Genomic DNA, 24,260 nt, shown 5'->3' with positions numbered 1-24,260 from the left:
GCCGGTGCTGTCGAGCCGAACGCTACCCGGCCTGCCGCGCCCGGTTCAGCCGGACAGCACCAGACCCAGGTAGACCAGCGTGGTGACCACCTCGACTGTCGCGCCGAGAACGTCCCCGGTTATCCCGCCGAGCCGGCGTACCACGTGGTTGAGCAGCAGTAACGCGACGGCGAGCGCGACGGCCACGGCCAGCGGCCCCTGCCACGGGCGGCCCGGCACCGCGCCGACCGCCAGCAGCGCGACGGCGACCGCGCCGGCGGTCAGGGCCAGCGGACCGACGGTGCCGGCCACGAGCGCGCCGAGCCCGTCCGGCCGGGCCGCCGGCACTCCCCGCCGGCAGGCCACCGTGACGCCGAGCCGCCCGGCGGCGGTCGCCGTGACCACCGCCGCGACGCACGCCGGCCAGGACCGCCCCGCCAGGTCGGCCAGCGCCGCCGCCTGCACCAGGAGTACGACCACCAGGGCGACCACCCCGAACGGGCCGACGTCCGGCTTCTTCATGATCTCCAGCGCGGCCGCGCCCCGCCGGTACGAGCCGAGCGCGTCCACGGTGTCGGCGAGCCCGTCCAGGTGCAGCCCTCGGGTGAGCAGCGCGCCGGCGCCGACCGTCACACCGGCGGCCACCAGTGGGGGAGCGACAGCGCCGGTCAGCAGCAGGACACCGGCCAGCAGGGCGCCGAGCAGCGCGCCGACCGTCGGGGCGAGCGCCATCGCGGTGCCGGCCACCGGGCGGTCGATCCGTCCGGCGCGCACCGGCAGCGTGGTGAACGTGGTGAGCGCGAGCCGGGTGCCCGCGAGGAACCGCGACTCAGCCGGCACGCCAGCCCGACGCCGGCTGCTCGTCCGCACCGGTGCTGGCCGGGCCCGGCCCGGCCGGTTCCGGTTCGGCGAAGTCGGGCTCGGCGAGGTCCGGGTCGCTGTCGTTCACGTACGGGTCGTTCACGGCGGGGTAGCTGGGCTGCGGCTCGTCGGCGGCCGGGTCCGTTTCGTCGTCGCCGCCGAGCGACGGGTGGACCGGCAGCGCGGCCGACAGCGCCAGCACCGAGCGCAGCAGCGGGAGCGCGACCAGCGCGTTCGCGCCCTCACCGAGATCCATCCGCAGGTCGAGCAGCGGGGTGAGGCCGAGCACGTCGGCGGCGAGCCGCACCGCCGGGTGCCCACCGTGGTCGGCGAGCAGGCACCAGTGCCGGGCCTGCCCGGCCAGGTCCCGGCTGACCATGCCGGCGGCCACCCCGACCGGCCCGTCGAGCAGCACCGGCACCCGGCGCGCGGTGGCACCGAGCAGCACACCGGTGGCGACCGCGATGTCGCCGCCGCCCAGTTCGGCCAGGATGTCCTTGGCGCCGCGCGACGAGCGGCGGGTGCGGTGCAGGGCGTCGCGTACCGCCGCGCAGCGGATCATCCACGCCGCGTCGTCGATCTCACCGGAGTCGGTGATCACCCGGCCCAGCACGGCGGGTGGCTCCGCGCCGGCCGTCGCCGCGAGCACCGCTGCGGCCGCCGCCTCGGTGCCGGCTCCGCACGCCCCCAGGACCAGCAGCTGTACGCTGGCGTCGGCCGCCTGTTCGGCCAGCCGCCAGCCGTAGCGCAGCGCGGACTCCACCTGATCGGGTGAGAGCGCCGGTTGGTCTTCCATCGGGGCGGAGGCCGGGGCGTCCACCACCTGGAGGCTGGCGCCACTCTCGGCGGCCAGCCGCGCCAACGCGCCCTTGCCCGCGCGGGCCTGCGCGGCTCGTCGCGCCGACTCACCGGCGATGGTGCCGGCCGACCCGCCGCCAGCGTGGTCGCCGTGCAGCAGCAACACCCGCACCGAGCTCCAGGCGCGGGGGGTCGAGGTGCCCTGGGTGCCGGCGGCGAAGCCGACCACCCGGTCGAGCACGCCCAGCCCGGCGCCCGGTACGTCCAGCGTGGCCAGCCGGTCCACCGCCTGTGGGCCCGCGTACTCGTCGGGCATCGGCAGCTCCATGCCGGGCTGGATGACCAGCCCGGTGGCCACCATCGGCAGTGCCATGGTCGGCGCGGCCCAGGGGTTGCCGGGCTCCTGGTTCGGGGCGGCCGGCGGCGCGTGCGTCAACACGTCGGGCAGCTGCACCTCGGGGGTGGGCTCGGCGTCGGCCAGGCTCGCGACGACCGGCGCGGTCACGCGGGCCGAAGCCGACGGCGCGGCGGCAGGGGCCGACTGGGCGATCGTGGTGGCGGCCGGCTTCAGCCAGACCGGCTGACCGGCGACGACCAGCGCCACCGCGTCGCAGGCGTCGGCGACCGCACGGTTGGCCGCGCCCAACGCGTCGGTGAACGCCCGGCCCAGCGGGGTGGTCGGCACCAACGACAGCCCCACCTCGGGGCTCACCAGCACCACCCGCGCCGCGCAGCCGCGCAGCGCCTCGGCCAGCTCGGCGATCGTTGCGACGTCGTCAGCGGGCTGGTGGTCCGGGTCGAGCAGCACCGTCACCCAGCCGCCCAGGTCGTCGACGAGCAGCGTCTCGTTCGGCTCGGCGGACTCGAGCACGTCGGCCAACCTGCGCGGGTCCTCGGTGGTCTCCTCGGTGGTCCAGCTGCCCGGCCGCCGGGCGCGGTGCGCCGCCAGCCGGGTGGCCCACTCGGTGTCTTCCGGGTCGCCCTCGGGCGCGGTGGCGACGTAGCGGACCACCGGCGCGTCGGTGACCAGGGACTCGGCGAACTCGGACTTGCCAGACCGGGTACCGCCGAGCACCAGGACCGTGTTCCACCCGTCTACGGACATGCCCGTACCTTAAGGCCGCCCGGGGTGGCGGTGCCTGCCGGCCCGGGTGCTCGCCGGTGATCAGTCGCAGTGTTCGAACCCGCTGCCGTAGCTGACCCCGCCGGTGGCACCGCCCCACTTCACGCACGTTCCTGCGGCGCTGGCCCGCACCGGCCCGGCGTAGTAGTCGAAGGACCCGCTGTCGGTGCTGCGTGCCCGCCCCTGCACCTCCAGGTACGCCGACGCCGCCGACTTCGTCCCGACCGCGGTGTCCTTGAGGGTGACCACGCAGTTGGTGCCGGTGCCGGAGTGGTACATCAGGAAGACCCGGCCCTTGCGCTGCCCGTCACCGCCGGTCAGGGTCGCCGAGTCGACCACCTGGTAGCCGCTGCCGCACGCCTGCGCCGCCGTGTACGGGTTGGGTCGGCTCGACGGGGTGCGACTGGGCGTCGGTCGGCTGCTGGCCGTACCGGTGGGGGTGCTCCCCGGCGCGGCGGTCCGGACCGGTTCGCCGCTGGTCGTCGCGGTGGTGGGGGTATCGGTCGGGTCGGCGGACGTGGTGCGGGCGTCGACCGGTGTCCCGCTGGGTCGGGGACCGGTGGCGATCGGGTCCCCGCCCGGCAGCGCGGCGTCGGTGACCGCCGCCGACTCGCCGGCCAGCGCGGGCGGCGGGTCCGCCGCGCCGCCTTCGGTGCCGGGCCGCAGTGCCGTCACGGCCACCGCGACGACCAGCGCGAGCAGGACGACCGCCCCGGCCCCGAGCAGCAGTGGCCGGCGTCGGGCGGTCGGCCCGGTCTCGAGCACGTCCTCCCGGGTCGGCCCCGGTTCGGTCGTCGGTTCGACCGCGAGGTTCGCCGGTGGGCGCAGGGCAGCCGGCACCGGCCCGGCCGGTGGGGTCGCCGCCACCGGCGACGCGGGGACCGGCACGGCGGGCGGGGTGGCGGCCGGGACGGCCGGGGTGGCGTTCGGGGCGAGCGGGACGCCGACCGCCCACGGTGGGCGGGCGGCGACCGGGATGCTGGCCAGGGTCGAGTCGCGGGCGTCGGCGGCGGCAGCGGACAGCTCGGCGGCGCTGCCGAACCGATCCGCGGGGCGCTTCCCCAGCGCGCGGGCCACCACGGCGGTGACCGCCGGTGGGGTCTCCGGCGGCAGCGGCGCCGGCTCCTCCTGGGCGTGCCGCAGCGCCACCGCGAGGGGATTGTCGCCGTGGAAGGGCGGCTGCCCGGCAAGGCAGAAGTACGCCACCGCGCCGAGCGCGTAGATGTCGGTGGCGGCCGAGACCGGCTGCCCGGTGGCCTGCTCGGGAGACATGTACGAGGCGGTGCCGAGCACCATGTTCGCGGCGGTGAGCCCCGCCATGGCGCGGGACCGGGCGATGCCGAAGTCGACCAGCACCACCGTGCCGTCAGCCTTAACCAGCAGGTTGCCCGGCTTCACGTCCCGGTGGACGATGCCGGCGAGGTGGGCGGTGTGCAGCGCCTCCGCGGCCTGTGACAGCACCGACATGGTGGTGGCCGCGTCCAACCGGCCCGCAGCGCGTACCCGGGCGGACAACGGCTCGCCCTCGACGTACTCCATGACCAGGTAGTCGACCCGGCTGCCGTCGGCGAGCGCGGCCTGCCCCACGTCGTGCACCGGGACCACACCGGGATGCCGCAGCGCCGCCAGCATCCGCGCCTCGGCCCGGAACCGGGCGGTGAACTCGGGATCGGAGACCAGCGACGGCAGCAGCACCTTCACCGCCACCTCGCGTTCCAGCAGCACGTCCGTGCCTCGCCAGACCGCGCCCATCCCGCCCGTCGCCACCCGCTCGCCCAGCCGGTAACGGTCGCCGAGCAGCACTCCCCGAGTCAACACCGAGCCACCGTACCGGCCGCCGCCAACCGGATTGATCCACCTGCGGGTCCCGCCGGGGGCTAGCGAGCGGCCGTTGCGCGCCGGGCCGACTACGCTGGCGGGGGTTCGTCCCACGGGGACTTCAGCGGCGAGGGGAGACGCGGCATGGCGTGGAGCTGGCGGTACGAGGGCACGGACGGTCAGACGGTCGAGGGGCCGGCGGAATCGTTCGGCAGCCAGGCCGACGCCGAATCCTGGATCGGTCAGACCTGGCGGGAGCTCGCGGCGTCCGGCGTCACCTCGGTCGCACTGATGGAGGACGACCGGGTGGACTACCGGATGAGCCTGCTGCCCACGGCCGAGTGATGGCCTACGACCGGCCGGGTGCCGACGGGCTGGTCCTCGGCGTGCCCAAGGCGGCTTTCCGGCCCAGCCCGGTCTTCCTCGGCCTGGTCGCTCTCTTCGTGGCCGGCGGGGTGCTGGCCTGGAACGGGTACGGCAATGCCCGGTTCAACGTGTTCCTCTTCGTGGTGTCCGGCTGGCTGGTGTCGCTCTGCCTGCACGAGTACGCCCACGCGGTGGTCGCCTACCGGGCCGGCGACCGGGACATCGCCCACCGGGGCTATCTGACGCTCAACCCGCTGAAATACACGCACCCGCTGCTGTCGATCGTGTTGCCGGTGGTGGTGGTGCTGCTCGGCGGCATCGGCCTGCCCGGCGGCGCGGTCTGGGTGGACCGGCACGCCATCCCGGGTCGACTGCGGCACACCCTGGTCAGCCTCGCCGGCCCGGCGACCAACGTGTTGTTCGCGCTGGTGCTGGTGGCGGCGGTGCGGATCGGCACCCAGTCGGCGGGTGGCCCGGTAGAGTTCTGGGCCGGGGTGGCGCTGCTCGCCTTCCTGCAGATCACCGCGAGCGTGCTCAACCTGCTGCCGGTGCCTGGTCTGGACGGCGGCAACATGATCCAGCCGTGGCTCAACCCGCAGTGGCGCAAGATGTACGACCTGTTCGCCCCGTACGGCTTCATCCTGCTCTTCGCGCTGCTGTGGAACCCGCGCATCGGCGGCTGGTTCTTCGACGGGGTCTTCGCGGTCGGCGACGCCCTGGGCCTGCCGTCCTGGCTCTATGCCACCGGCCTGGACCTGATCCGCTTCTGGCAGGGCTGAGCTGACCGGCAGGGCTGAGCTGACCGCAACCGGCTGAGCTGACCGGGCCGGCCGGCGCGAACCTCTCGCGTCGGCCGACCCGGAGCGGCGTCAGGGACGCTGCGCGGGGGACTCGGTCTTCGACGGGTCCCGCTCGGTGACCGGCTCGACGATCTCGTCGATCGCCTTGAGCAGCGCGGAGTCGAGCTTGACCCCGGCCGCCTTCACGTTGTCGTACACCTGCTCGGGACGCGACGCGCCGATGATCGCCGACGAGACGTTCGGGTTCTGCAGGACCCACGCCACCGCGAGCTGGGCCATGCTCAGCCCGGCCTGCTCGGCGATCGGCTTGAGCTGCTGCACCCGGGTCAGCACGTCGTCGTTCATGAACCGGGAGATGAAGCCCGCGCCGGACTTCTCGTCGGTCGCGCGCGAACCGGCCGGCGGCGGCTGCCCCGGCAGGTACTTGCCGGAGAGCACGCCCTGCGCCATCGGCGACCAGACGATCTGCCCGATGCCCAGCTCCTCGCTGGCCGGCAAGACCTCGGCCTCGATGACCCGCCAGAGCATCGAATATTGCGGCTGGTTGGAGACCAGCGGGATGTGCAGCTCCCGGGCGAGCGGGTGCGCGGCGCGCAGTTGCGCGGCGCTCCACTCGGAGACGCCGATGTAGTGCGCCTTGCCGGAGTGCACGACGTCGGCGAACGCCTCCATCGTCTCTTCCAGCGGCGTGCTGCTGTCGTACCGGTGGGCCTGGTAGAGATCGACGTAGTCGGTGCGCAGCCGCCGCAGCGAGCCGTTGATCGACTCCATGATGTGCTTGCGGGAGAGGCCACGGTCGTTACGGCCCGGCCCGGTCGGCCAGTAGACCTTGGTGAAGATCTCCAGCCCTTCGCGGCGCTCGTTCTGCAACGCCCGACCGAGCACGTCCTCGGCCCGGGTGCCGGCGTACACGTCGGCCGTGTCGAAGGTGGTGATTCCCGCGTCGAGTGCGGCCTGGACGCAGGCGAAGGCCGCGTCCTCCTCGACCTGTGAACCGTGGGTGATCCAGTTGCCGTACGAGATCTCGCTGACCATCAGGCCGGAACGGCCCAGGTGTCGGAATTCCATGTACCGACCCTAACTCCGGTGGATCACGACCGTCGACCGGCCACTCAGAGCACCGGATTGGCGTCGGTCAGTAGCCGGTCGATCTCCTCCAGCACCTCGTCGCGATCGCGGTGCACCGGGTCGATCAGAGGCAGGCCGCGCCGGTCCAGCGCACCCCACCGCCCGGTCTCGTTGCCGAACAGGAACGCCACCGGGTGAATGACCAGCATCGGGTGCGTCGGGGGGACCAGCACCGCATTGGTGCGGTCCACCACACCGCGCCGGCCCGCCACGTCGACCACGGCGAGCCCCTCGTCGGTGAAACCGTGGACCTGCTGGCCGTCGGCCAACTCGGTGACGAACCCGTGGTAGCGGGTCGGCACGACGATCCGGCCGGTCCGGTCCACCGCTCCCCAACCCTCGCGACGTACCGCGGCCAACCCGCGGCGGAACGGTCGTACCTCGGCGAAGTTGGGCGGCACCTGCACGGTGCCGGTCGCGTCGATCGCCGTCCACCCGCCCTCACCGACCACCCAGGCCAGGCCGTCGCTGAACGGGTGCGCCGCCCGGTAGGACGGCGGGATCACCGTCGTACCGAGCAGGTTGATCAACGACCACCGGTCGGTGTCGGGCCGGCGGACCCAGGCCAACCCGTCGTGGAACGGCTGCGCCTCGGCGTACCGGGCGGGGATGACCATTTCGCCGTCCTGGCCGGTGTAACCCCACAGCGGCCCGTCGCGGTCCGGCACCGGGGGTCGGTCACGGTCGAGCACCTCGTCCCGACTCCGGGGGTACGGCCCGAAGCCGTCCGCCGTGGCCCGGACGCTGACCGCGTCGAGGGCCACCCGGACCCGGTGCAGCAGTTCGGCGTCGCCGGCACCGCGCAGGTTGAGCGCCTGCTCGAAGTGCTCGCAGGCCTCCATGAGCCGTCCCTGGTCGTAACACGACCGCCCGGCGTGCTCGTGCAGCGCGGCCCGCAACCGGTCGGGAAGCTCGACCGAGTTGGCCTGGGCGAAGAGCTGGTCGGCCTCGGCGAAGTTGCCGCGCCAGCGCAGGACGTGCGCCAACCGGGCCTGGGCCAGCGCGGTCCGGCGCAGCTCGCCGGTGGCCTCGGCATAGGTGAGGGCGAGCCGACCATCGGCCAGCGCGTCGTCCAGGTCGCCGAGGATCCGCGAGGCCACCGCCCGGAGGCTCAGCAACCGGGCCCGGGCGCGGTTGTCGTTCGCCGAGCCCAGCTTCTCGGTCAGTCGCCGCCGAATGGCCCGCAGGTCGTCCGGTTCGGTCAGCTCCTCGCGCAGCGTCACCGGGTCCAACCGCCAGCGGTACGCGGCCAGGACCTGCTCCGGGTCGCCCGGGTCGGCCAGCGACGGGCGGGCCACCGCCGGCGCGGTGTCGACGGGTGGTGCGGACACCGGCGCGCTGTCCCCGCTGAAGCCGTTCCTCGGGCCGGGGACGGCCGAGGCGGGTGGCGCGGACATCGGCATGGGTGGCGCGGAGACGGGCGGCGCGAATGCAGGTGGCGCGGAGACGGGCGGCGCGGAGACGGGTGGCGCGAAGGCAGGTGGCGCGGACGTCGGCATTGTCGAAGCGGGTGGCGCGGAGACGGGCGCTGCCGGCATGGGCGCGGGGGAGGTCGGCCCTTCGGAGACGGGCGCCGCGTCGGGCGGTGGCATCGACGCGGGCGGTGCGGACACCGGCGCCAGGAAGGTCGGTTCTGCCGGCACGGGCGGCGCGGACACGGGCGCCGCAGCGAACGGTGACGCGGGCGGTGCCGAGACCGGGGGCGCGGAGACCGGGGGCGCGGGCGGTGCGGAGACCGGCGCTGGCGGTGCGGATACGGGTGCTGAGGCGACCGGTGGCGCGGACACAGGTGGCGCGAAGGTCGAGGGTGCGGGTGGTGCGGATACGGGTGTCGTGGCGACCGGCGGTGCGGACACAGGTGGCCCGGACACAGGTGGCGCGAAGGCCGGTGGCGCGGAGACCGGGGTTGCGGGCGGTGCGGAGACCGGCGGTGCCGAGACGGGTTCGTGCACGCCGTCGTCAGCTGTCTCGGGTCGGGACGGCGGCACAACGGGGAACGACCAGTCGTCGGCCGGCGACACGTCCGTCGGTCCTGTGCTGCTTTGACCGTCCGGCGCGTACCCCGAATGGTCGTGTGTCGTGGCCTCGTCCGTCGGGTCGTGCTCTATCGGGGCGGTGTCCTCGGTGGGACGAGTGGCGACGTCCTCGTGCTGGTGGTGCGGCAGCGTCGTGGCAGGGGTGCCGGAGACCGGCCGGTCGCCCTCCAGCGAACCCGGCTCGGCGGCCGACGGTGTGTCGTCTGGGTCGTCCGCCCAGGTGTGGGTGGCACCGGTGGTCGGGTCCGCGGGTGGCGCGGAGATCGGCTCCGGGAGGTCGGCCGAGGTCGACCCGACTGCGGGCTCGCGGGACGGAGCGTCGTGAGCGAGGGATGTGGGTGTCGACGGGTCCCGGTCTGTCGTGGCCGACGCCGAGAGGTCGAGGTTGTCGGCCGACTCCTCGTCGACCGAGGCGGACGACGGTGGCGCCTCGCTGTGCTCGGGCTCGGCCTGCTGAGCGGGGCTGAACCACGCGTCCGGCCCACGGGCGGCCGAGACCTCGTCGGACTGCCGAACGGGCGCCACCGGCTCTTCCGAGGGCGGCGGGGGCACGTAGCGGCGCGGTGTGCCGGGGGCCAGCGGGAGCGCCAGGTCGACGTCCTCCACGGAGGGCGCCGGGGCCGCAGGGGGCGGGGTGGCTGGGCTCGGCGTGGCAGGGGTGGGTGGTGTCGGGGCCGGCCGGGTGGCCGGCGGTGCCTGCATCTGCCAGGCGGGCGGCGGCGCGACCGGCGGGCGGGCGTCCGCCGTGGGGGCCTGCCGCTCGGACGAGGAAGGCCACTGCGGCGAGTGCGGGTGCTCCGGCGAGTGCGGGTGCTCCCGCGAGCCCGTCTGGGCCGGCGAGTGCGGGTGGTCCGATGGGAGCGGGCGCTCCGGCGGGACCGGCCGGCGGTCGGTCGGCGCGCCGGTGTCCACCGGGTCGTCGACCCGTCGACGGTCCAGGTCCTCGCCGCGCCGTTGGTCCACCGGGCGGTCTCCGACGTCCGGACCGGGGTAACGCGGCGGCGGGGCGGGGTGCGGCCCGGCAGCCGGCGTCGGGTCGGCCGGCGTTCGGCGCTCAGGTGACAGCGGGGTGTCCGACCGTTCGTCGGAGACAGGCGGGTCCACCGGCGCGGGCAGGTACTCCAGCCGCAGGCGTGCGGCAGGTGGACCCGAGACGGGCAGGTCGGCGGCGGGGGAGACCGGGGCTGCCGACACCGGGCGGTCCCGACCGGGCGCGGCGGGGGAGACGGGCGCTGGCGACACCGGGCGGTCCCGACCGGGCGCAGCCGGAGAGACGGGCGCTGGCGACACCCCTCGTTCCGGGGAGACCGGCGTGGCGCGACCCGACGTGACCGGTGGAGCCGTCGCGGCGGGACGTACCGGGCGCTCGTCGTACCGGGAGGGGATGGTTTCCGGGCGCTCGTCCGGGCGCGACGGCGGCACCGGCGGCCGCTCCGGCCGCGCGGCTGGCCGCGACGGGACGCCCGGGTCGGCGCCGCGATACGGGTCGGGGCTGCGGTGTGGGTCGGGGGCGCGGTGTGGGTCGGGGGCACGATGCGGCTCCGCGGCGCGGCGCGGCTCGGTGCGGTGGCTCTGCTCGCGGGTGCGGTCCGGACGCAGCGGACCCGGCGGCGGCCAGGGCAGGCTGCCGTCCGGCGGTTGGCTGGGCTGCGGCCGAGGCTGGCGGTACCCGTTCTCGCGTGGCCCGTCCTCGCGGTGCCCGTCCTCGCGTGGCGCGTGCTCGCGCGGCCCGTGCTCGCGCGGCGCATGCTCGCGGTACCCGTTCTCGCGTGGCGCGTGGTCCCGCGGCCCGTGCTCGCGTGGCCCGTGCTCTCGATACCCGTCCTCGCGGTAGGCGTCCGGTCGGGCCTCCTCGCGGGGGCGCCGATCCGGGTACGACTCGGCGCGGGCTGCCGCCTCACGAGGCTGCTGCCGTTGCGGCTCGGTGTCGGGCCGACGCCGGTCGTCGTCGCGGCGGGGCTGCTCGGGCATCTCCGGCTCGGGTCGTCGCCGTCGTCCACCGTTGGGTGCCTGTGCCGCCTCGACGCCCTCGTCCGCGCGGTAGCGCCGCTCCGGGCGTCGAACGTCGTCGGCCGTCCGGTCCGGGTATCCATCCGAGCGGTACCGCTGGTGGGCGTCCGCGGACGCCCACGGGTCGGCGGCGTCGGGGAGGCGGTCGTCGGCAGTGCGCCCGTTGTGGTCACGGGTGGGTCGTTCGCCGTACCCGTCGCCGGGGTGCCGTTCGTAACCGGCGGCCGGTCGCTCCTGCGTGCCGCGTCGACGCGGTGAGTCGTCCGGCTCGGGCATCCAGCCGGAGTCGGACCGGGGCGCGGGGGAGACCGGGGTTCCGCCCGGGTACCCCCGATCCCGCTCGCTGGGGTCCTGCTGCGGGCGGCGGCCGTCGTACCGCTCGGAGGCGGGCTGGTCGCGGTGCCAGGCGGCCTCCCGCGCCGGCCCCCGCTCGTCGGCGGGGCGTCGGTCGGACCAGGCGGTACGGCGGTCCGACTCGGAGGTGCGGCGCTCGTCGCGCCGAGGTGGCTCGGGCAGGGGCCTGCGGTACGGCTCGTGGTCGTAGTGACGGGAGTCGGCGCTGTCGGACCGCCCGTAGGCGGACGCGTCGACCTCGCTGCGGGGCCGGCCGTAGGTCGGTGTCTCGTCCGGCCCCTCGTCCACCCAGGAGCGGTTGGGGGGCGCCTGTTCCGCCGGCGGTTCGTCGGCCCAGGAACGGCCGAGGTAGGTGCCGTCCGGGCGGGTCGGTGCCAGCGGCGGCACCTCGGCTCGGCCGCTCACAGTGGCGCGGCCACGCGGTGACGGCTGGTGGATGGCGCCGATGTCGCCGGGGTAGCGCTGGCCGGGGAACTGGGGGTGCCACTCGGTGGTCGGTTCGACCACCCAGGACGGCTCGTTCGGGTCTGGCCACCGGTCGTCGTAACGGCCGTTCATCCGCCGAGCCCGTCGCCACACCCGGCCACTCGGCCGATCCTCGACAGAAGCGAGCTGTCCGCAGCCGCAGCGGGGTGACCTCCGGGCGTCCGGTCGCCGCCTGCCACGCCCCGGTGGCCAGCTCGCGTCCGCTCGCTCACGGCGTTTGTCACCTCGTTGCAAATTGTCGCGCTGGTGCCTCGCGTGCCGGTCAGATCGCCCGCTCCGGCAGCCCGTGGCTGCCGATGGAGGGTAACGGCGTGGGCTCGCTCACCGCCACTGTGGCGCCGCCCACGGGCGCAAACGTTATCCCAATGGTTTCGGACATTTGGTCCTATAACAGAATCTGGTCTCCGACCTTACCGCACTGGCCGACCGCCCGTATCGGGCGGGATCACCGGCTTCGGTCAGGGGTGCTCCATGATGAGGACGGCGAACGTGCCGGGCGTGAGCGCCTCGTAGCGGTGCGGTGCATCACCGGGGAAGGTGGCGTAGTCGCCGGGGTTGAGTTCTACCGGAGCCGTCTCGGGGCCCACCCGCAGGCGGCCGGCGGCGAGCACCACGTGCTCGACACTGCGGGGAGCGTGCCCCTCACCGGCGCGGATCGCGCCCGGTTCCAGCTCGATCAGGTAGACGTCCCTGCGCAGGTGTGCCGCGCCCGCGCTGAGCAGTGTGCCGGTGAAGTCGGCCCGCTCGGAGCGGACCCGAGGCCCGTCCCCTGCCCGGACCACCCGTACGCCGTCGTTGGTCGGCTCCACCAGCCGGCTGAACGGCACGCCGAGTGCCACGCCCAGAGCCCAGAGCGTCTCCACGCTCGGGTTGCCGGTGCCCGATTCCAGTTGGGAGAGCGTGGACTCGGCGACCCCCGCCCGCCGGGCCAGCTCGGTGAGCGAGATGCCGACGCGTTCGCGCTCCCGGCGGAGGGCGGCGGCGATGGTGGCCAGCGGGGCCGCGGGTTCCGGAGGCATACGGTCGCTCCACTGGATCAACGTTCGGTTCGGCGAACAGCATCAGCTGTTCAGCATGCTGAACCAGACCCGTCCTCAAGCAAGAACCGCACAACTTCGGGGAAAGTGCTCCCTCCGGTGTGCCGGAGGCAGCGTCATCCCTGATGTTGTGCGGATCTTGTCCAGTGCGTGGGTGACCCTCGGGCCGACCCGGTCAGACCTTGTCGCCGAGCTTGACCTGGGGAGCCGGGGCGCGCATGCGCCGGAAGGTGATCGACCGCATGACCGCGTAGAGGTAGAGCGAGCCCATGCGCTGGTCGGTCTTCGGGAAGCGTTCGCGGACCAGCTTGCTGATCTTGCGGCAGATCAGGATCGAGTCGATGACCACGCCCAGCGCCAGCGCGCCCCAGAGCACGTTCGAGATCAACCGGACCAGGGGCGGCATGGCCGCGTTCGACCCGATCAGCACGATCAGCGCGCCGCCGAAGAACCAGGTGCCGACCGTACGCCGGGAGTCGACCACGTTGCGGGCCAACAGCCGCTCCGGGCCGCGGTCGCGGGGGCCGCCCTCACGGCGGAACTCCGAGGCGGCCTCGGCGCGCAGTTGGCGGCGACGCTCCCGCTCCTCCTCCTTGGTGAGGGGGCGGCTGGGGCCGGCCGGACGGCGACCGACGGTCGGCCGCTTGGGCGTCTCCCGACCCTTGGCAGGGGTGTAACCCCGGGACCGCTCGGCGGTCTCCTCGGGGGTCACCGAGGTGACGGCCTCGTCGACGAGGTCGGTGGACTTGCGGCGAAAGAGCGACGGCACGCGGCAAGGGTAGCCAACGGTCCGCGCCCGGTGCACATCGCGGTACAGCGGCCGACGGCTCCAGGTCGCAGCGCAACCTGGAGCCGTCGTGGTCGAACGATGGGTGAGCGGGGTTACGGACGTTCGGTGTGCGCGCCCAGGTCGGCGAGCTTCGCCTCGAAGTCCTCGTAGCCCCGGTTGATCAGGTCGACGCCGTACACCCGGGAGGTGCCCTCGGCGGCGAGCGCCGCGATCAGGTGGCTGAACCCGGCGCGCAGGTCCGGGATGACCAGGTCGGCGGCGTGCAGCTTGCTCGGCCCGGCGATCACCGCGGAGTGCTTGAAGTTGCGCCGGCCGAAGCGGCACGGGGTGCCGCCGAGGCAGTCGCGGTAGACCTGGATGTTGGCGCCCATCGAGTTGAGCGCCTCGGTGTAGCCCAGCCGCTGCTCGTAGACCGTCTCGTGCACGATCGACAGGCCGCGGGCCTGGGTGAGCGCCACGACCAGTGGCTGCTGCCAGTCGGTCATGAAGCCGGGGTGCACGTCGGTCTCCAGCGCCACCGCGTTCAGCTCACCGCCCGGGTGCCAGAAGCGGATGCCGCCCTCCTGGCCGAGGTCGCCCAGCTTCGGCGCGCGCGCGTCGGTGACCTCGTACTCGCCGCCGACCGACCGGAAGATGTTCAGGAAGGTCATCATGTCGGCCTGCTGAGCGCCGAGCACCTCGACGTGGCCACGGGTGGCCAGGGCGGCGGCCGCCCAGCTCGCCGCCTCGATCCGGTCCGGGATCGGCCGGTGGGTGTAGCCGTGCAGCTTCGGCACACCCTGGATCTCGATCACCCGGTCGGTGTGGACCTTGATGATCGCGCCCATCTTCTGCAGGATGCAGATCAGGTCGATGATCTCCGGCTCCACCGCGGCGTTACGCAGCTCCGTGACGCCCTCGGCCATCACCGCGGTCAACAGCACCTGCTCGGTGGCGCCGACGCTCGGGTACGGCAGGGCGAACTTGGTGCCGTGCAGCCCGTTCGGCGCGGACAGGTGCAGACCCTCGGGCCGCTTCTCGACAGTGGCGCCGAACTCGCGCAGCGCCTGGAGGTGGAAGTCGATCGGGCGCGGGCCGATGTGGCAGCCGCCCAGGTCCGGGATGAACGCGTGCCCGAGCCGGTGCAGCAGCGGGCCGCAGAACAGGATCGGGATCCGGCTGGAACCGGCGTGCACGTTGATCTGGTCGGTGCTGGCGCTCTCCACGTTCGCCGGGTCGAAGACGAGCTCGCCGTCCTCGGCGCCGTCGGTGACCTTGACGCCGTGCAGACCGAGCAGACCCCGGACCACCTCGACGTCGCGGATCTTCGGCACGTCGAACAGTCGGCTCGGGCTGTCGCCGAGGAGCGCGGCGACCATCGCCTTCGAAACCAGGTTCTTCGCGCCGCGCACGCGGATCCGCCCTTCGAGCGGAGTGCCTCCGTGAACGACCAGGACGTCGTCGGTCAACGCAACCTCCAGCGCGTCGGTGCTGCAGTGTTATTGGTGGGGCGCCTGAGCCTTCTCGCTACCCCGGATGCGGCCATGTCGAAACGGCCCGCCTGTCTCTTCGCTCCGGGCAGCATAGCCCTCCGTGACGAAAAAGGACTCGGTCACATCGGCGTGTGTGGCATTAATCGGTGATCCGGCACTTTTGCGTACCAAGAGCGCTACAGATCGTGATCAGGACGCCGTCGGTGGCGGGGTGTCAGCGCCGGGCAGCGCGAGCATCTGGTCCAGCGCGACCCGGGCATGGTGCGCGGTGTCGGGGTCGACCGTGATCTGGTTGACGACCCGGCCCGCGACCAGCTCCTCAAGGGCCCAGACCAGGTGCGGCAGGTCGATCCGGTTCATCGTCGAGCAGTAGCAGACGGCCTTGTCCAGGAACATGATCTGCTTGTCCGGGTGCGCCAGCGCGAGCCGGCGGACCAGGTTCAGCTCGGTGCCGAGCGCCCAGGCCGAGCCGGCCGGAGCCGCCTCGATGGTCTTGATGATGTATTCGGTCGAGCCCACGTGGTCGGAGGCGGTGACCACCTCGTGCCGGCACTCCGGGTGGACCAGGACGTTGACCCCGGGCACCCGCTCCCGGACGTCGTTGACGCTCTCCAGCGTGAACCGGCCGTGCACCGAGCAGTGCCCCCGCCAGAGGATCATCTTGGCGTCGCGCAGCTGCTCCGGGGTGAGCCCGCCGCCGGGCTTGTGCGGGTCGTAGAGCACGCAGTCGTCCAACGACAGGCCCATCTCCAGCACCGCCGTGTTGCGGCCCAGGTGCTGGTCGGGCAGGAAGAACACCTTCGACCCCTGCTCGAACGCCCAGTCCAGGGCGCGCTTGGCGTTGGAGGAGGTGCAGACCACGCCGCCGTTGCGACCGACGAAGCCCTTGATGTCGGCCGAGGAGTTCATGTACGTCACCGGGACGGTCTCGCCTGCGATGCCCAGCTCGGTCAGCGTGTCCCACGCGGCCTCGACCTGGCCCAGAACCGCCATGTCCGCCATCGAGCAGCCCGCCGCCAGGTCGGGCAGGATCACCCGCTGCGCGTCGGTGGTGAGGATGTCGGCGCTCTCGGCCATGAAGTGCACGCCGCAGAAGAGGATGTATTCCGCGTCCGGACGGGCCGCGGCCTCCCGGGCCAGCTTGAACGAGTCACCGGTCACGTCGGCGAACTGGATCACCTCGTCGCGCTGGTAGTGGTGCCCCAGCACGAAGACCTTGCTGCCCAGCTTCGCCTTCGCGGCCGTGGCGCGGGCCACCAGATCCGGGTCGCTGGGCGCCGGAAGGTCGCCCGGACACTCGACGCCGCGCTCGGTGTCGGGGTCGCTGCCCCGGCCGAGCAGCAGCAGAGCCGTCGCCGTGTTGGAGGGTTCCACCCAGGTCGCAGTCACGTAGCCATGGTCCCACAGCGCGAGCGCGACGCAGCTCCCGTCGGTGTGGGCTGCCACACTGCTCGGCATGCGCGTGCTGCTCTGCCCGGACAAGTTCGCTGGCACTCTGCCCGCACCGGAGGTGGCCGCCGCGGTGGCCGCCGGCTGGCGCACCGTCAGCGACGGTGACGACCTGCTGATCCGACCGCTCGCCGACGGTGGTCCGGGCTTCGTGGAGGTGCTCGCCGAAGCGCTCGGCGGCCGGCGGGTGCCGGTGCCGACGGTCGACCCGCTGGGCCGTCCCGCCGCCGGTGAGATCCTGCTCACCACCGACGGCGCGACCGCCTACCTGGAGAGCGCCCAGGCGTGCGGTCTGCACCTGCTCTCTCCGGCCGAGCGCGACCCGAAGACCACCACCTCGTACGGGCTGGGGGTGCTGGTGGCCGCCGCTGTGGAGAGCGGCGCCCGGACGGTGGTGATCGGGCTGGGTGGTTCGGGCACCAACGACGCCGGGGCGGGGATGCTCGCCGCGCTGGGTGTCACACCGCTCGACGCCGGTGGTGCCGCGCTGCCGTACGGCGGGGCTGCGCTCGCCGCTGTCGACGCGGTGGACGGCGTGCCCCGGCTGCGTGGCGTCCGGCTCGTCGCGGCCACCGACGTGGACAACCCGCTGCTCGGTCTGCACGGCGCGAGCAACGTGTTCGGCCCGCAGAAGGGCGCCGACCGCGCCGACGTGCTGCTGCTCGACGCCGCGTTGGAGCGCTTCGCGGCGGTGCTGGAACGCGATCTGGCCGGCTGCCCGGCGGGGCTCGGCACGATGCCCGGGGGCGGCGCCGCCGGCGGCATCGGCGCGGCGCTCCTCGCCCTCGGCGGCGGCTGCGAGTCGGGGATCGGCCTGGTCACCCGGGCCACCCGGCTGGACGCGGCGCTGGACACCGCGGACCTGGTGATCACCGGCGAGGGGTCGTTCGACCACCAGTCGCTGCGCGGCAAGGTGGTCGCCGGGGTGGCCGGTGCCGCCCGCGACCGGGGTGTGCCCTGCGTGGTGGTGGCCGGGCAGGTGAGCACCGGCCGGCGAGAGGCCGCCTCGGCCGGGGTCACCGACGCGTACAGCCTGGTCGAGCACTTCGGTGGGGAAGCGGGCGGCGGGCTCGACGCCGCGCTGAGCAGGCCCGCCGAGGGGCTGCGCGAGTTGGGCGCCCGACTGGCCCGGCAGTGGAGCCGCTGAGCGTTCCGGCCGCCTGACGACCGGGTCCACCTGGGGCGGGCGTCACGCCACGCGGGTGCACCCGGCCGAGGCGGCGTACGATCGGCGGAGGACCACAACCGGGAATCACTGGACGGCGCGCGGCGTTGGCCAGTGCGTCCGGACCCAAACCGCGCAGGGAGACTTCCACGTGACCACGCCAGCGCAGACCGAGTCGACCGAGGCCCAGGCCCCTACTTCCGTCGAGGCCCAGGCCCCTACTTCCGTCGTCCTCACCGACGTTGCGGCGCAGAAGGTCAAGGCCCTGATCGAGCAGGAGGGCCGCGACGACCTACGGCTCCGCGTCGCCGTGCAGCCGGGCGGCTGCTCGGGCCTGCGGTACCAGCTCTTCTTCGACGAGCGCTCGCTCGACGGTGATGTCGTCACCGACTTCGGTGGTGTCGAGGTCGTCGTCGACCGGATGAGCGCCCCGTACCTCTCCGGCGCGACGATCGACTTCGCCGACCGGATCGACGCCCAGGGCTTCACCATCGACAACCCCAACGCGGGCAGCTCCTGCGCCTGCGGTGACTCGTTCAACTGAGTCACGCACCACGCACCAACGACGACGGGGCCGTCCTTCGGGACGGCCCCGTCGTCGTACCGGCCCGGGCGTGATGCCGCCTGGGAGCGGTCCCGACGCTTTCGTGACGGGCCGGTTGCCGTTGTCCGACCGACCGGTCACCGCCGGGTTGTCGGGCCGGTAGTCTGACCGCGCCCTGCTCCCGACCCCGAGGGTTGACATGAAGATCGCCGTCACCGGCTCGATCGCCACCGATCACCTGATGAGCTTCCCCGGCCGCTTCGCCGACCAGCTCATCGCCGATCAGCTGCACAAGGTTTCCCTCTCCTTCCTGGTGGACGACCTGGTGCTCCGCCGAGGTGGCGTGGCGGCGAACATCTGCTTCGGCATGGGGCAGCTCGGTCTGAGCCCGGTGCTGCTCGGCGCTGTGGGGGCCGACTTCGCCGACTACCGCTCCTGGCTGGAGCGCCACGGCGTGGACTGCGACTCCGTGCACATCAGCGAGGTGGCGCACACCGCCCGGTTCGTCTGCACCACCGACACGGACATGTGCCAGATCGCGTCGTTCTACGCCGGTGCGATGAGTGAGGCGCGCAACATCGAGCTCGCCCCGGTCGCCGACCGGCTCGGCGGACTGGACCTGGTGCTGGTCAGCGCCAACGACCCCGAGGCGATGCTCCGGCACTCGGCCGAGTGCCGCACCCGCGGGTACGCGTTCGCCGCCGACCCGTCGCAGCAGCTCGCCCGGATGGGCGGCGAGGACGTGGTGGCGCTGATCGAGGGCGCCGAGTTCCTGATGACCAACGACTACGAGAAGTCGCTGCTGCAGAGCAAGGCGAAGCTGAGCGACGACCAGCTGCTGGACCTGGTCAAGGTGCGGGTCACCACGCTGGGCAAGCACGGTGTGGAGATCGCCGGGCGGGGCATCGACCCGATCCACGTGCCGATCGCGCGGGAGATCCGGGCGGTCGACCCGACCGGGGTGGGGGACGGCTTCCGGGCCGGCTTCTTCACCGCGCTCTCCTGGGGGGTCGGCCTGGAGCGGGCCGCCCAGGTCGGCTCGTTGCTGGCCACGCTGGTCCTGGAGACGGTCGGCACCCAGGAGTACGACGTCCGCCGCGACCTGTTCGTCAAGCGGCTCGCCGAGTCCTACGGTGACACCGCGGCGGACGAGGTCCGCCCCCACCTCCTGCCATAGCTGGTTGCCTCCCGTGATCGTTGGCAGCTGGGCAGCACGACAGGCCGAGCGAACTGCTGCTCAGCAGCCAACGATCACGAACGGGGCGGCCCGTTGCCCGGCCGGGCCGTCGACTGAGGCTGATCTGGATCGACGAATGAAGCGGGCTCAGTGGCGGCGGCGGATGTCGTAGGCCGGGCCGTCCGGGCCCTTGACCGACCCGAGGAACTCCTGGCCGCGCATCCGGCACCAGGCGGGGAGGTCGACCGCCGCCGCCGGGTCGTCGGCGAGCACCCGGACCACAGTGCCCACCGGCAGCTGTGGCAACCGCCGGGCCGCCGCAATCACGGGCAGCGGGCAGCGCTGCCCCCGGCAGTCGATGACCTCGTCCGGCATCGTCACAGCCCCACCACCCCAGCGTCGGCGCGCAGCTCGGCGACGATCCCGGGCAGCTCGTCGAGGAACCGCTCGACGTCCGCCTCGGTCGTCTCCCGGTGCAGGCTGACCCGCACGTTGCCGTGCGAGAGCACCCCCATCGCCTCCAGCACGTGCGAGGGACGCAACGTGGACGAGGTGCACGACGAGCCGGACGACACGGCAAAGCCCCGCCGGTCCAGTGCGTGCAGCAGCGCCTCACCGTCGACGTACAGGCACGAGAAGGTGACCAGGTGGGGGAGCCGGAGCACCGGGTCGCCGACCACCTCCACGTCGGGCACGTCCGCCGCGACCCGCGTCCGGATCCGGTCCACCAGCGGATCCAGCCGGGCCGCCTCCGCCGCCGCGTCGGCCGCCGCGGCCCGCAGGCTCGCCGCCGCCGCCACCACCGCGGGCAGGTTCACCACCCCGGGGGTACGACCACCCTCCCGCTCGTCGGCCGGCCAGGGTGACTCCCAGCGGGTGCCCTTACGGACCGCCAGCACCCCCACCCCGGGCGGACCGCCCCACTTGTGGGCGCTCGCGCTGAGCACCGACCAGCCGGCCGGCAGGGGCACCCGGCCGACCGACTGGGCGGCGTCGACGTACAGCGGCACCCCCGCCTCGGCGCAGATCGCGGCCGCCTCGGCGACCGGTTGCACGGTCCCCACCTCGTGACTGGCCGTGATCAGAGCGGCCAGCGCGGCACCGGGTGCGCGAACGGCGGCCGACCACGAGGTCACGTCCAGCCGACCCACCCGGTCGACCGGCACAACGGTCGCGGTCCCACCCGCCGCCACGTGCCGCTCCGCCGCGTGCAGCACCGCCGAGTGCTCGATCGCCGAGTGCACCAGCGTCGACCCGACCCGGCGACGCCCCGCCAGGCCACCGAGCACCGCGCCGTGAGCTGCGGTCGTACCGCTGGGGGTGAAGGACACCTCGTCCGCGCGGACGCCGAGCGTCAGCGCGGTTGCCTCGCGGGCGGCGTCGAGCAGTTGCCGTGCCCGGCGGGCCTGGCTGTAGAGCTTGCCCGGGTCGGCCCAGCCGTCGTCGAAGGCGGCCAGCAGCGCCTGCCGCGCGACCGGATGCATCGGCGCGGCGGTCGCCGCGTCCAGGTAGACCGGGGATGCGCTCACAGATCCGCCTTTTGTTCGCGATTGCGGGGCTCGCAACCCCGGCTCACTCCTCGCGCTCACAGATCCGCCTTTGTTCGCGATTGCGGGGCTCGCAAACCCGGCTCACTCCTCGCGCTCACAGATCGACACGCTATCGCGGTGGTATGCCCATCATCCCCCCAATGGGGGGTGGACAGTGACCCCACCACGGCCGACTCCGTCATGGTCGAGTAATCTGCGACCGTCGGTGACGCCTTTGCCGTCGGTGCTGAGGAAAGACCCACCGCGGCGCGCTAGGGAGGCAGGACCAGGTGGTCGCAAGGAGTTCGGAGGTACGGCCGTCGGCCGTACGGCACAGCGCTTCCCCAGGGGTCGGTGGCCGCCGGGGGCGTGGTGCTGGTCGGTTGGCCGGGCTCGGTCTCGGTGGCGTGGCGCTGCTGGTCCTGCTCACGGGCTGTGACGTAGGGCAGGCGTTTGACGGCTTCGGCTGGCCGCAGGGCGGCATCTCGCCGGAGTCGAAGCGGATGTACGACCTGTGGATCGCCTCCTGCATCGCCGCGCTCGCGGTCGGTGTCTTCGTGTGGGGTTTGATCTTCTGGTGCGTCGTGCGCTACCGCAAGCGTGGCAACACGCTGCCGGTGCAGACCCGCTACAACCTGCCGATGGAGTTCCTCTACACCATCGCGCCGATCCTGATCGTCTCCGTGCTCTTCTACTACACGGCGATCGTGCAGACCGACGTCGACAAGTTGTCGAAGAACCCGGACGTCACGGTCGAGGTTGTCGCCTTCAAGTGGAACTGGCAGTTCAACTACCGCGACGGCCAGGGCCCGGAGGCCCGCACCACCGCGTCGACGCTCGGCACCAGTGAGGTCATCCCGGTGCTGGTGCTGCCGACCAACCGGTCCATCCGGTTCGAGGAGACCAGCCGCGACGTCATCCACTCGTTCTGGGTGCCGGAGCTGCTGTTCAAGCGGGACGTCATGCCGGGCAAGATCCGCAATGTGTTCGAGGTCTCGAGCCTGGACGCCGAGGGTGCCTACGTCGGGCGCTGCGCCGAGCTGTGCGGCAGCTACCACGCGTTCATGAACTTCGAGCTGCGGGTGGTGTCGCCGGAGAAGTACGACCAGTTCCTGGCGGCCAAGCAGGGCGGCAAGTCCACGCAGGACGCGCTGACCGAGATCGGTGAGGACCCGTACGCGGAGACCACGCGGCCGTTCGACACCCGCCGGACGCAGGGCAACTTCAACCCGGACGACGTTCCGGCCCGCACGGGAAGCTGAGGCAGCCATATGAAGACCGAGTGGCGTATCTTCCTGATCATTGCCGCGTTCCTGCTCGGCGCCACCATCCTCTACGGCGCCTGGACCAACGGCGCGTCCGGTGGCATCGAGTGGGTCGGCACCGTGGCCCTGCTGCTGTCGTTCCTGCTCTGCACGATGTGCGGTGGCTTCTTCTGGTTCGTCTCCCGGCGCATCGACCTGCGCCCGGAGGACCGCCCGGACGCCGAGATCGCTGACGGCGCCGGCGAGGTCGGCTTCTTCAGCCCGGGCAGCTACTGGCCGTTCGGCCTGGCACTGGCCGCCGCGATCGCCGCGCTCGGCATGGTGTTCTGGCAGTACTGGCTGATCGGCGCCGGTCTGGTGGCTGTCGTCTTCTCCGCCTGCGGGCTGCTGTTCGAGTACTACAGCGGCACCCGGCGCACCGCCGAGCACTGATCCACCCGGTCGCTCGCGACCGACCTGCGTGACGAAGGCCCGTTCCCCGAGTGGGAGCGGGCCTTTCGTCGCGCGGGAGCCGGATGGCGCTGCGTGTCAGGCGGCGCTGTGGGTCAGGCGGCGTGGCGGCGGGTGGGCTGGCGGCGTCGACTGCCGGCCAGCTGGGTGACCGGAACGGCGATCGCGGTGACCAGCACCACGGCGGCACCGCAGCCGGTGCAGATGAGCTCAGGACAGTCGGCGCCGTGACCGTCGACGCAGGGCGGCACCTCGAACGGTGCCACGCCCTCACAGACGTCGCAGTACAGCTCGCGGTGCGACACGGGCGTCTCCTCTCGAACCAGGCGACCCGCCCCCGAACGCGACAGCGGCGCACGGACGGAATCGATAACTACTCGCCTGTAGTTTCCCACGCGGGTCCGACAAATCTCCCGTGGCCCGTCGCTGGGACCCCCGGCCGCTGGTGCCGCCAGGGTGATCCACTCGACATCATTGGCATCGGGGTGTCCGGACGGCTCGGACGCCGCAGTTTCAAGGGACCCAGTCGATCAAGGCCCTCGCCGCCGAGCGGCGACGCCGAGGTCAGGCCACTGTGGCAGTGGCGGTCGCGGTGGCGATCCAGCGGTCGAGGGTCACGGCGGCCGCACCGGAGTCGATCGACTCGGCCGCGCGGTCCAGGCCCGCGCGCAGCGCCTCGGTCAGGTCGCCGTCGAGCGGGCCCTGGGTGGCCAGCGCCGCCGCGGCGTTGACCAGCACCGCGTCCCGGACCGGGCCCGTCTCGCCAGCCAGCAGGCGACGGGCCACATCCGCGTTGTACGCGGCGTCACCGCCCCGCAGGTCCGCGAGGGTGGACCTGGGTACACCCAGGTCCGTCGCGTCCAGCAAGGCCTCGCGTACGGTGCCTCCCTGGGCCGCCCAGACGCGGGTCGGCGCGGCGGTGGTGAACTCGTCCAGCCCGTCCTCGCCGCGCATCACCAGGACGGAGTCACCACGGTCGGCGAACACACCGGCCATCACCGGGGCCATCCGCAGGTCGAAGCAGCCCACGGCGCCCGCGCGGGGCCGGGCCGGGTTGGTAAGCGGGCCGAGGAAGTTGAAGACGGTCGGCACGCCCAGCTCCCGTCGAACCGGGCCGGTGTGCCGCATCCCCGGGTGGAACCGGGCCGCGAAGCAGAACCCGATGCCGGCCTCGGTGACGCAGCGGACGATCGCGTCCGGGTCGAGGTCGAGTGGGACACCCATGAACTCCAACAGGTCGGCGGTGCCGCAGGAGGACGACGCGGCCCGGTTGCCGTGCTTGACCACCCGGACGCCGGCACCCGCCACCACGAGGGCGGCCATCGTGGAGATGTTGACCGTGTGGGCGAGGTCACCGCCGGTGCCCACCACGTCCAGCGCGGTGGAACGCAGCTCGTCGGGGAGGTCCACCGGGACCGCCCGGCTCAGCATCGTCTCCACCAGCCCGGCCAACTCGGCGGACGTCTCACCCTTGGCCCGCAACGCCACAGCGAAGCCGGCGACCTGCGCGGCACCCGCCGAGCCGGCCATGATCTCGCCCATCGCCCAAGCGGTGTCGGCGGTGGACAGCTCGTCGCCGCGCAGCAGCGAGTTGAGCAGGTGCGGCCAGGTCCGATCGCCCAT

The 24,260-nt window shown here is 73.3% G+C and carries 20 protein-coding genes; 7 read left to right on the top strand and 13 right to left on the bottom strand.

Annotated features, from left to right (window positions below; genetic code table 11):
* Positions 1-45: 45 nt before the first annotated feature.
* The 3 genes from GA0070619_RS19965 to GA0070619_RS19955 are packed head-to-tail and all read right to left on the bottom strand — an operon-like array spanning position 46 to position 4,579.
* Positions 46-819 carry an adenosylcobinamide-GDP ribazoletransferase gene (locus GA0070619_RS19965; RefSeq protein WP_088949473.1) on the bottom strand — a complete coding sequence of 258 codons (774 nt, stop codon included), beginning with the start codon at positions 817-819 and terminating at the stop codon, positions 46-48.
* A complete protein-coding gene (locus tag GA0070619_RS19960; RefSeq protein ID WP_088949472.1) occupies positions 809-2,743 on the bottom strand; it encodes a bifunctional adenosylcobinamide kinase/adenosylcobinamide-phosphate guanylyltransferase in 1,935 nt (644 codons plus the stop codon). The genes GA0070619_RS19965 and GA0070619_RS19960 overlap by 11 nt, the downstream gene beginning before the upstream one ends.
* Positions 2,744-2,803: 60 nt before the next feature.
* On the bottom strand, positions 2,804-4,579 hold the full coding sequence (locus GA0070619_RS19955) for a serine/threonine-protein kinase (protein ID WP_088949471.1): 1,776 nt from the start codon (positions 4,577-4,579) through the stop codon (positions 2,804-2,806).
* A 144-nt stretch (positions 4,580-4,723) separates the two neighbouring features.
* Here GA0070619_RS19955 and GA0070619_RS19950 point away from each other — a divergent pair, with 144 nt between their 5' ends.
* Together GA0070619_RS19950 and GA0070619_RS19945 are read left to right on the top strand one after the other, a co-directional pair.
* Entirely contained in the window at positions 4,724-4,924 is a 201-nt protein-coding gene (locus GA0070619_RS19950) for a hypothetical protein (RefSeq protein ID WP_088949470.1), read from the top strand.
* Entirely contained in the window at positions 4,924-5,724 is an 801-nt protein-coding gene (locus GA0070619_RS19945; RefSeq protein WP_088949469.1) for a site-2 protease family protein, read from the top strand. Before GA0070619_RS19950 ends, GA0070619_RS19945 begins: the two co-directional genes overlap by 1 nt.
* Positions 5,725-5,814: 90 nt before the next feature.
* Here the strand turns inward: GA0070619_RS19945 and GA0070619_RS19940 are convergent, their stop codons facing one another.
* The 6 genes from GA0070619_RS19940 to nadA all read right to left on the bottom strand — a co-directional run bounded on the left by GA0070619_RS19940 (position 5,815) and on the right by nadA (position 16,447).
* Positions 5,815-6,813 carry an aldo/keto reductase family protein gene (locus GA0070619_RS19940; RefSeq protein ID WP_088949468.1) on the bottom strand — a complete coding sequence of 333 codons (999 nt, stop codon included), beginning with the start codon at positions 6,811-6,813 and terminating at the stop codon, positions 5,815-5,817.
* A 44-nt stretch (positions 6,814-6,857) separates the two neighbouring features.
* Entirely contained in the window at positions 6,858-11,831 is a 4,974-nt protein-coding gene (locus GA0070619_RS33560) for a WG repeat-containing protein (protein ID WP_231927112.1), read from the bottom strand.
* A 386-nt stretch (positions 11,832-12,217) separates the two neighbouring features.
* Entirely contained in the window at positions 12,218-12,778 is a 561-nt protein-coding gene (locus tag GA0070619_RS19930) for a helix-turn-helix domain-containing protein (RefSeq protein ID WP_088949467.1), read from the bottom strand.
* Positions 12,779-12,971: 193 nt separating this feature from the next.
* Complete coding sequence (locus GA0070619_RS19925) at positions 12,972-13,565, bottom strand: DUF3043 domain-containing protein (RefSeq protein WP_088949466.1); 594 nt, start codon at positions 13,563-13,565, stop codon at positions 12,972-12,974.
* Between the two features lie 113 nt (positions 13,566-13,678).
* Positions 13,679-15,034 carry a UDP-N-acetylglucosamine 1-carboxyvinyltransferase gene (murA, locus tag GA0070619_RS19920; protein ID WP_088949465.1) on the bottom strand — a complete coding sequence of 452 codons (1,356 nt, stop codon included), beginning with the start codon at positions 15,032-15,034 and terminating at the stop codon, positions 13,679-13,681.
* A gap of 213 nt (positions 15,035-15,247) precedes the next feature.
* Entirely contained in the window at positions 15,248-16,447 is a 1,200-nt protein-coding gene (gene nadA / locus GA0070619_RS19915) for a quinolinate synthase NadA (protein WP_088951920.1), read from the bottom strand.
* Positions 16,448-16,514: 67 nt separating this feature from the next.
* On the opposite strand from nadA, the gene GA0070619_RS19910 reads away from it, so the two are divergent.
* The 3 genes from GA0070619_RS19910 (at position 16,515) to GA0070619_RS19900 (ending at position 19,393) form a co-directional block, all read left to right on the top strand.
* Positions 16,515-17,654, top strand: coding sequence for a glycerate kinase family protein (locus GA0070619_RS19910; protein WP_088949464.1), 1,140 nt, complete (start codon positions 16,515-16,517; stop codon positions 17,652-17,654).
* Positions 17,655-17,823: 169 nt separating this feature from the next.
* On the top strand, positions 17,824-18,216 hold the full coding sequence (erpA, locus tag GA0070619_RS19905; RefSeq protein ID WP_088949463.1) for an iron-sulfur cluster insertion protein ErpA: 393 nt from the start codon (positions 17,824-17,826) through the stop codon (positions 18,214-18,216).
* 199 nt (positions 18,217-18,415) lie between these two features.
* The gene (locus GA0070619_RS19900; protein WP_088949462.1) at positions 18,416-19,393 is read left to right on the top strand and encodes a carbohydrate kinase family protein; all 978 of its coding nucleotides are present in this window, start codon (positions 18,416-18,418) and stop codon (positions 19,391-19,393) included.
* A gap of 147 nt (positions 19,394-19,540) precedes the next feature.
* Here the strand turns inward: GA0070619_RS19900 and GA0070619_RS19895 are convergent, their stop codons facing one another.
* Together GA0070619_RS19895 and GA0070619_RS19890 are read right to left on the bottom strand one after the other, a co-directional pair.
* Positions 19,541-19,774 (bottom strand): sulfurtransferase TusA family protein, encoded by a 234-nt coding sequence (locus GA0070619_RS19895; RefSeq protein WP_088949461.1) that lies wholly within the window; start codon positions 19,772-19,774, stop codon positions 19,541-19,543.
* Positions 19,771-20,922 carry a cysteine desulfurase family protein gene (locus tag GA0070619_RS19890; protein WP_088949460.1) on the bottom strand — a complete coding sequence of 384 codons (1,152 nt, stop codon included), beginning with the start codon at positions 20,920-20,922 and terminating at the stop codon, positions 19,771-19,773. Before GA0070619_RS19890 ends, GA0070619_RS19895 begins: the two co-directional genes overlap by 4 nt.
* A gap of 290 nt (positions 20,923-21,212) precedes the next feature.
* On the opposite strand from GA0070619_RS19890, the gene ctaC reads away from it, so the two are divergent.
* Both ctaC and GA0070619_RS19880 read left to right on the top strand, forming a co-directional pair.
* The gene (ctaC, locus tag GA0070619_RS19885) at positions 21,213-22,184 is read left to right on the top strand and encodes an aa3-type cytochrome oxidase subunit II (protein WP_088949459.1); all 972 of its coding nucleotides are present in this window, start codon (positions 21,213-21,215) and stop codon (positions 22,182-22,184) included.
* Positions 22,185-22,193: 9 nt separating this feature from the next.
* Positions 22,194-22,619 (top strand): cytochrome c oxidase subunit 4, encoded by a 426-nt coding sequence (locus tag GA0070619_RS19880; RefSeq protein ID WP_088949458.1) that lies wholly within the window; start codon positions 22,194-22,196, stop codon positions 22,617-22,619.
* A 113-nt stretch (positions 22,620-22,732) separates the two neighbouring features.
* On the opposite strand, the gene GA0070619_RS19875 is transcribed toward GA0070619_RS19880, so the two are convergent.
* A complete protein-coding gene (locus tag GA0070619_RS19875) occupies positions 22,733-22,942 on the bottom strand; it encodes a hypothetical protein (protein WP_088949457.1) in 210 nt (69 codons plus the stop codon).
* Between the two features lie 259 nt (positions 22,943-23,201).
* The gene (gene trpD / locus GA0070619_RS19870; protein WP_088949456.1) at positions 23,202-24,260 is read right to left on the bottom strand and encodes an anthranilate phosphoribosyltransferase; all 1,059 of its coding nucleotides are present in this window, start codon (positions 24,258-24,260) and stop codon (positions 23,202-23,204) included.

The sequence above is a fragment of the Micromonospora zamorensis genome, from assembly GCF_900090275.1.
Classification (GTDB): domain Bacteria; phylum Actinomycetota; class Actinomycetes; order Mycobacteriales; family Micromonosporaceae; genus Micromonospora; species Micromonospora zamorensis.
This window is presented reverse-complemented; position numbering and strand designations above follow the sequence as displayed.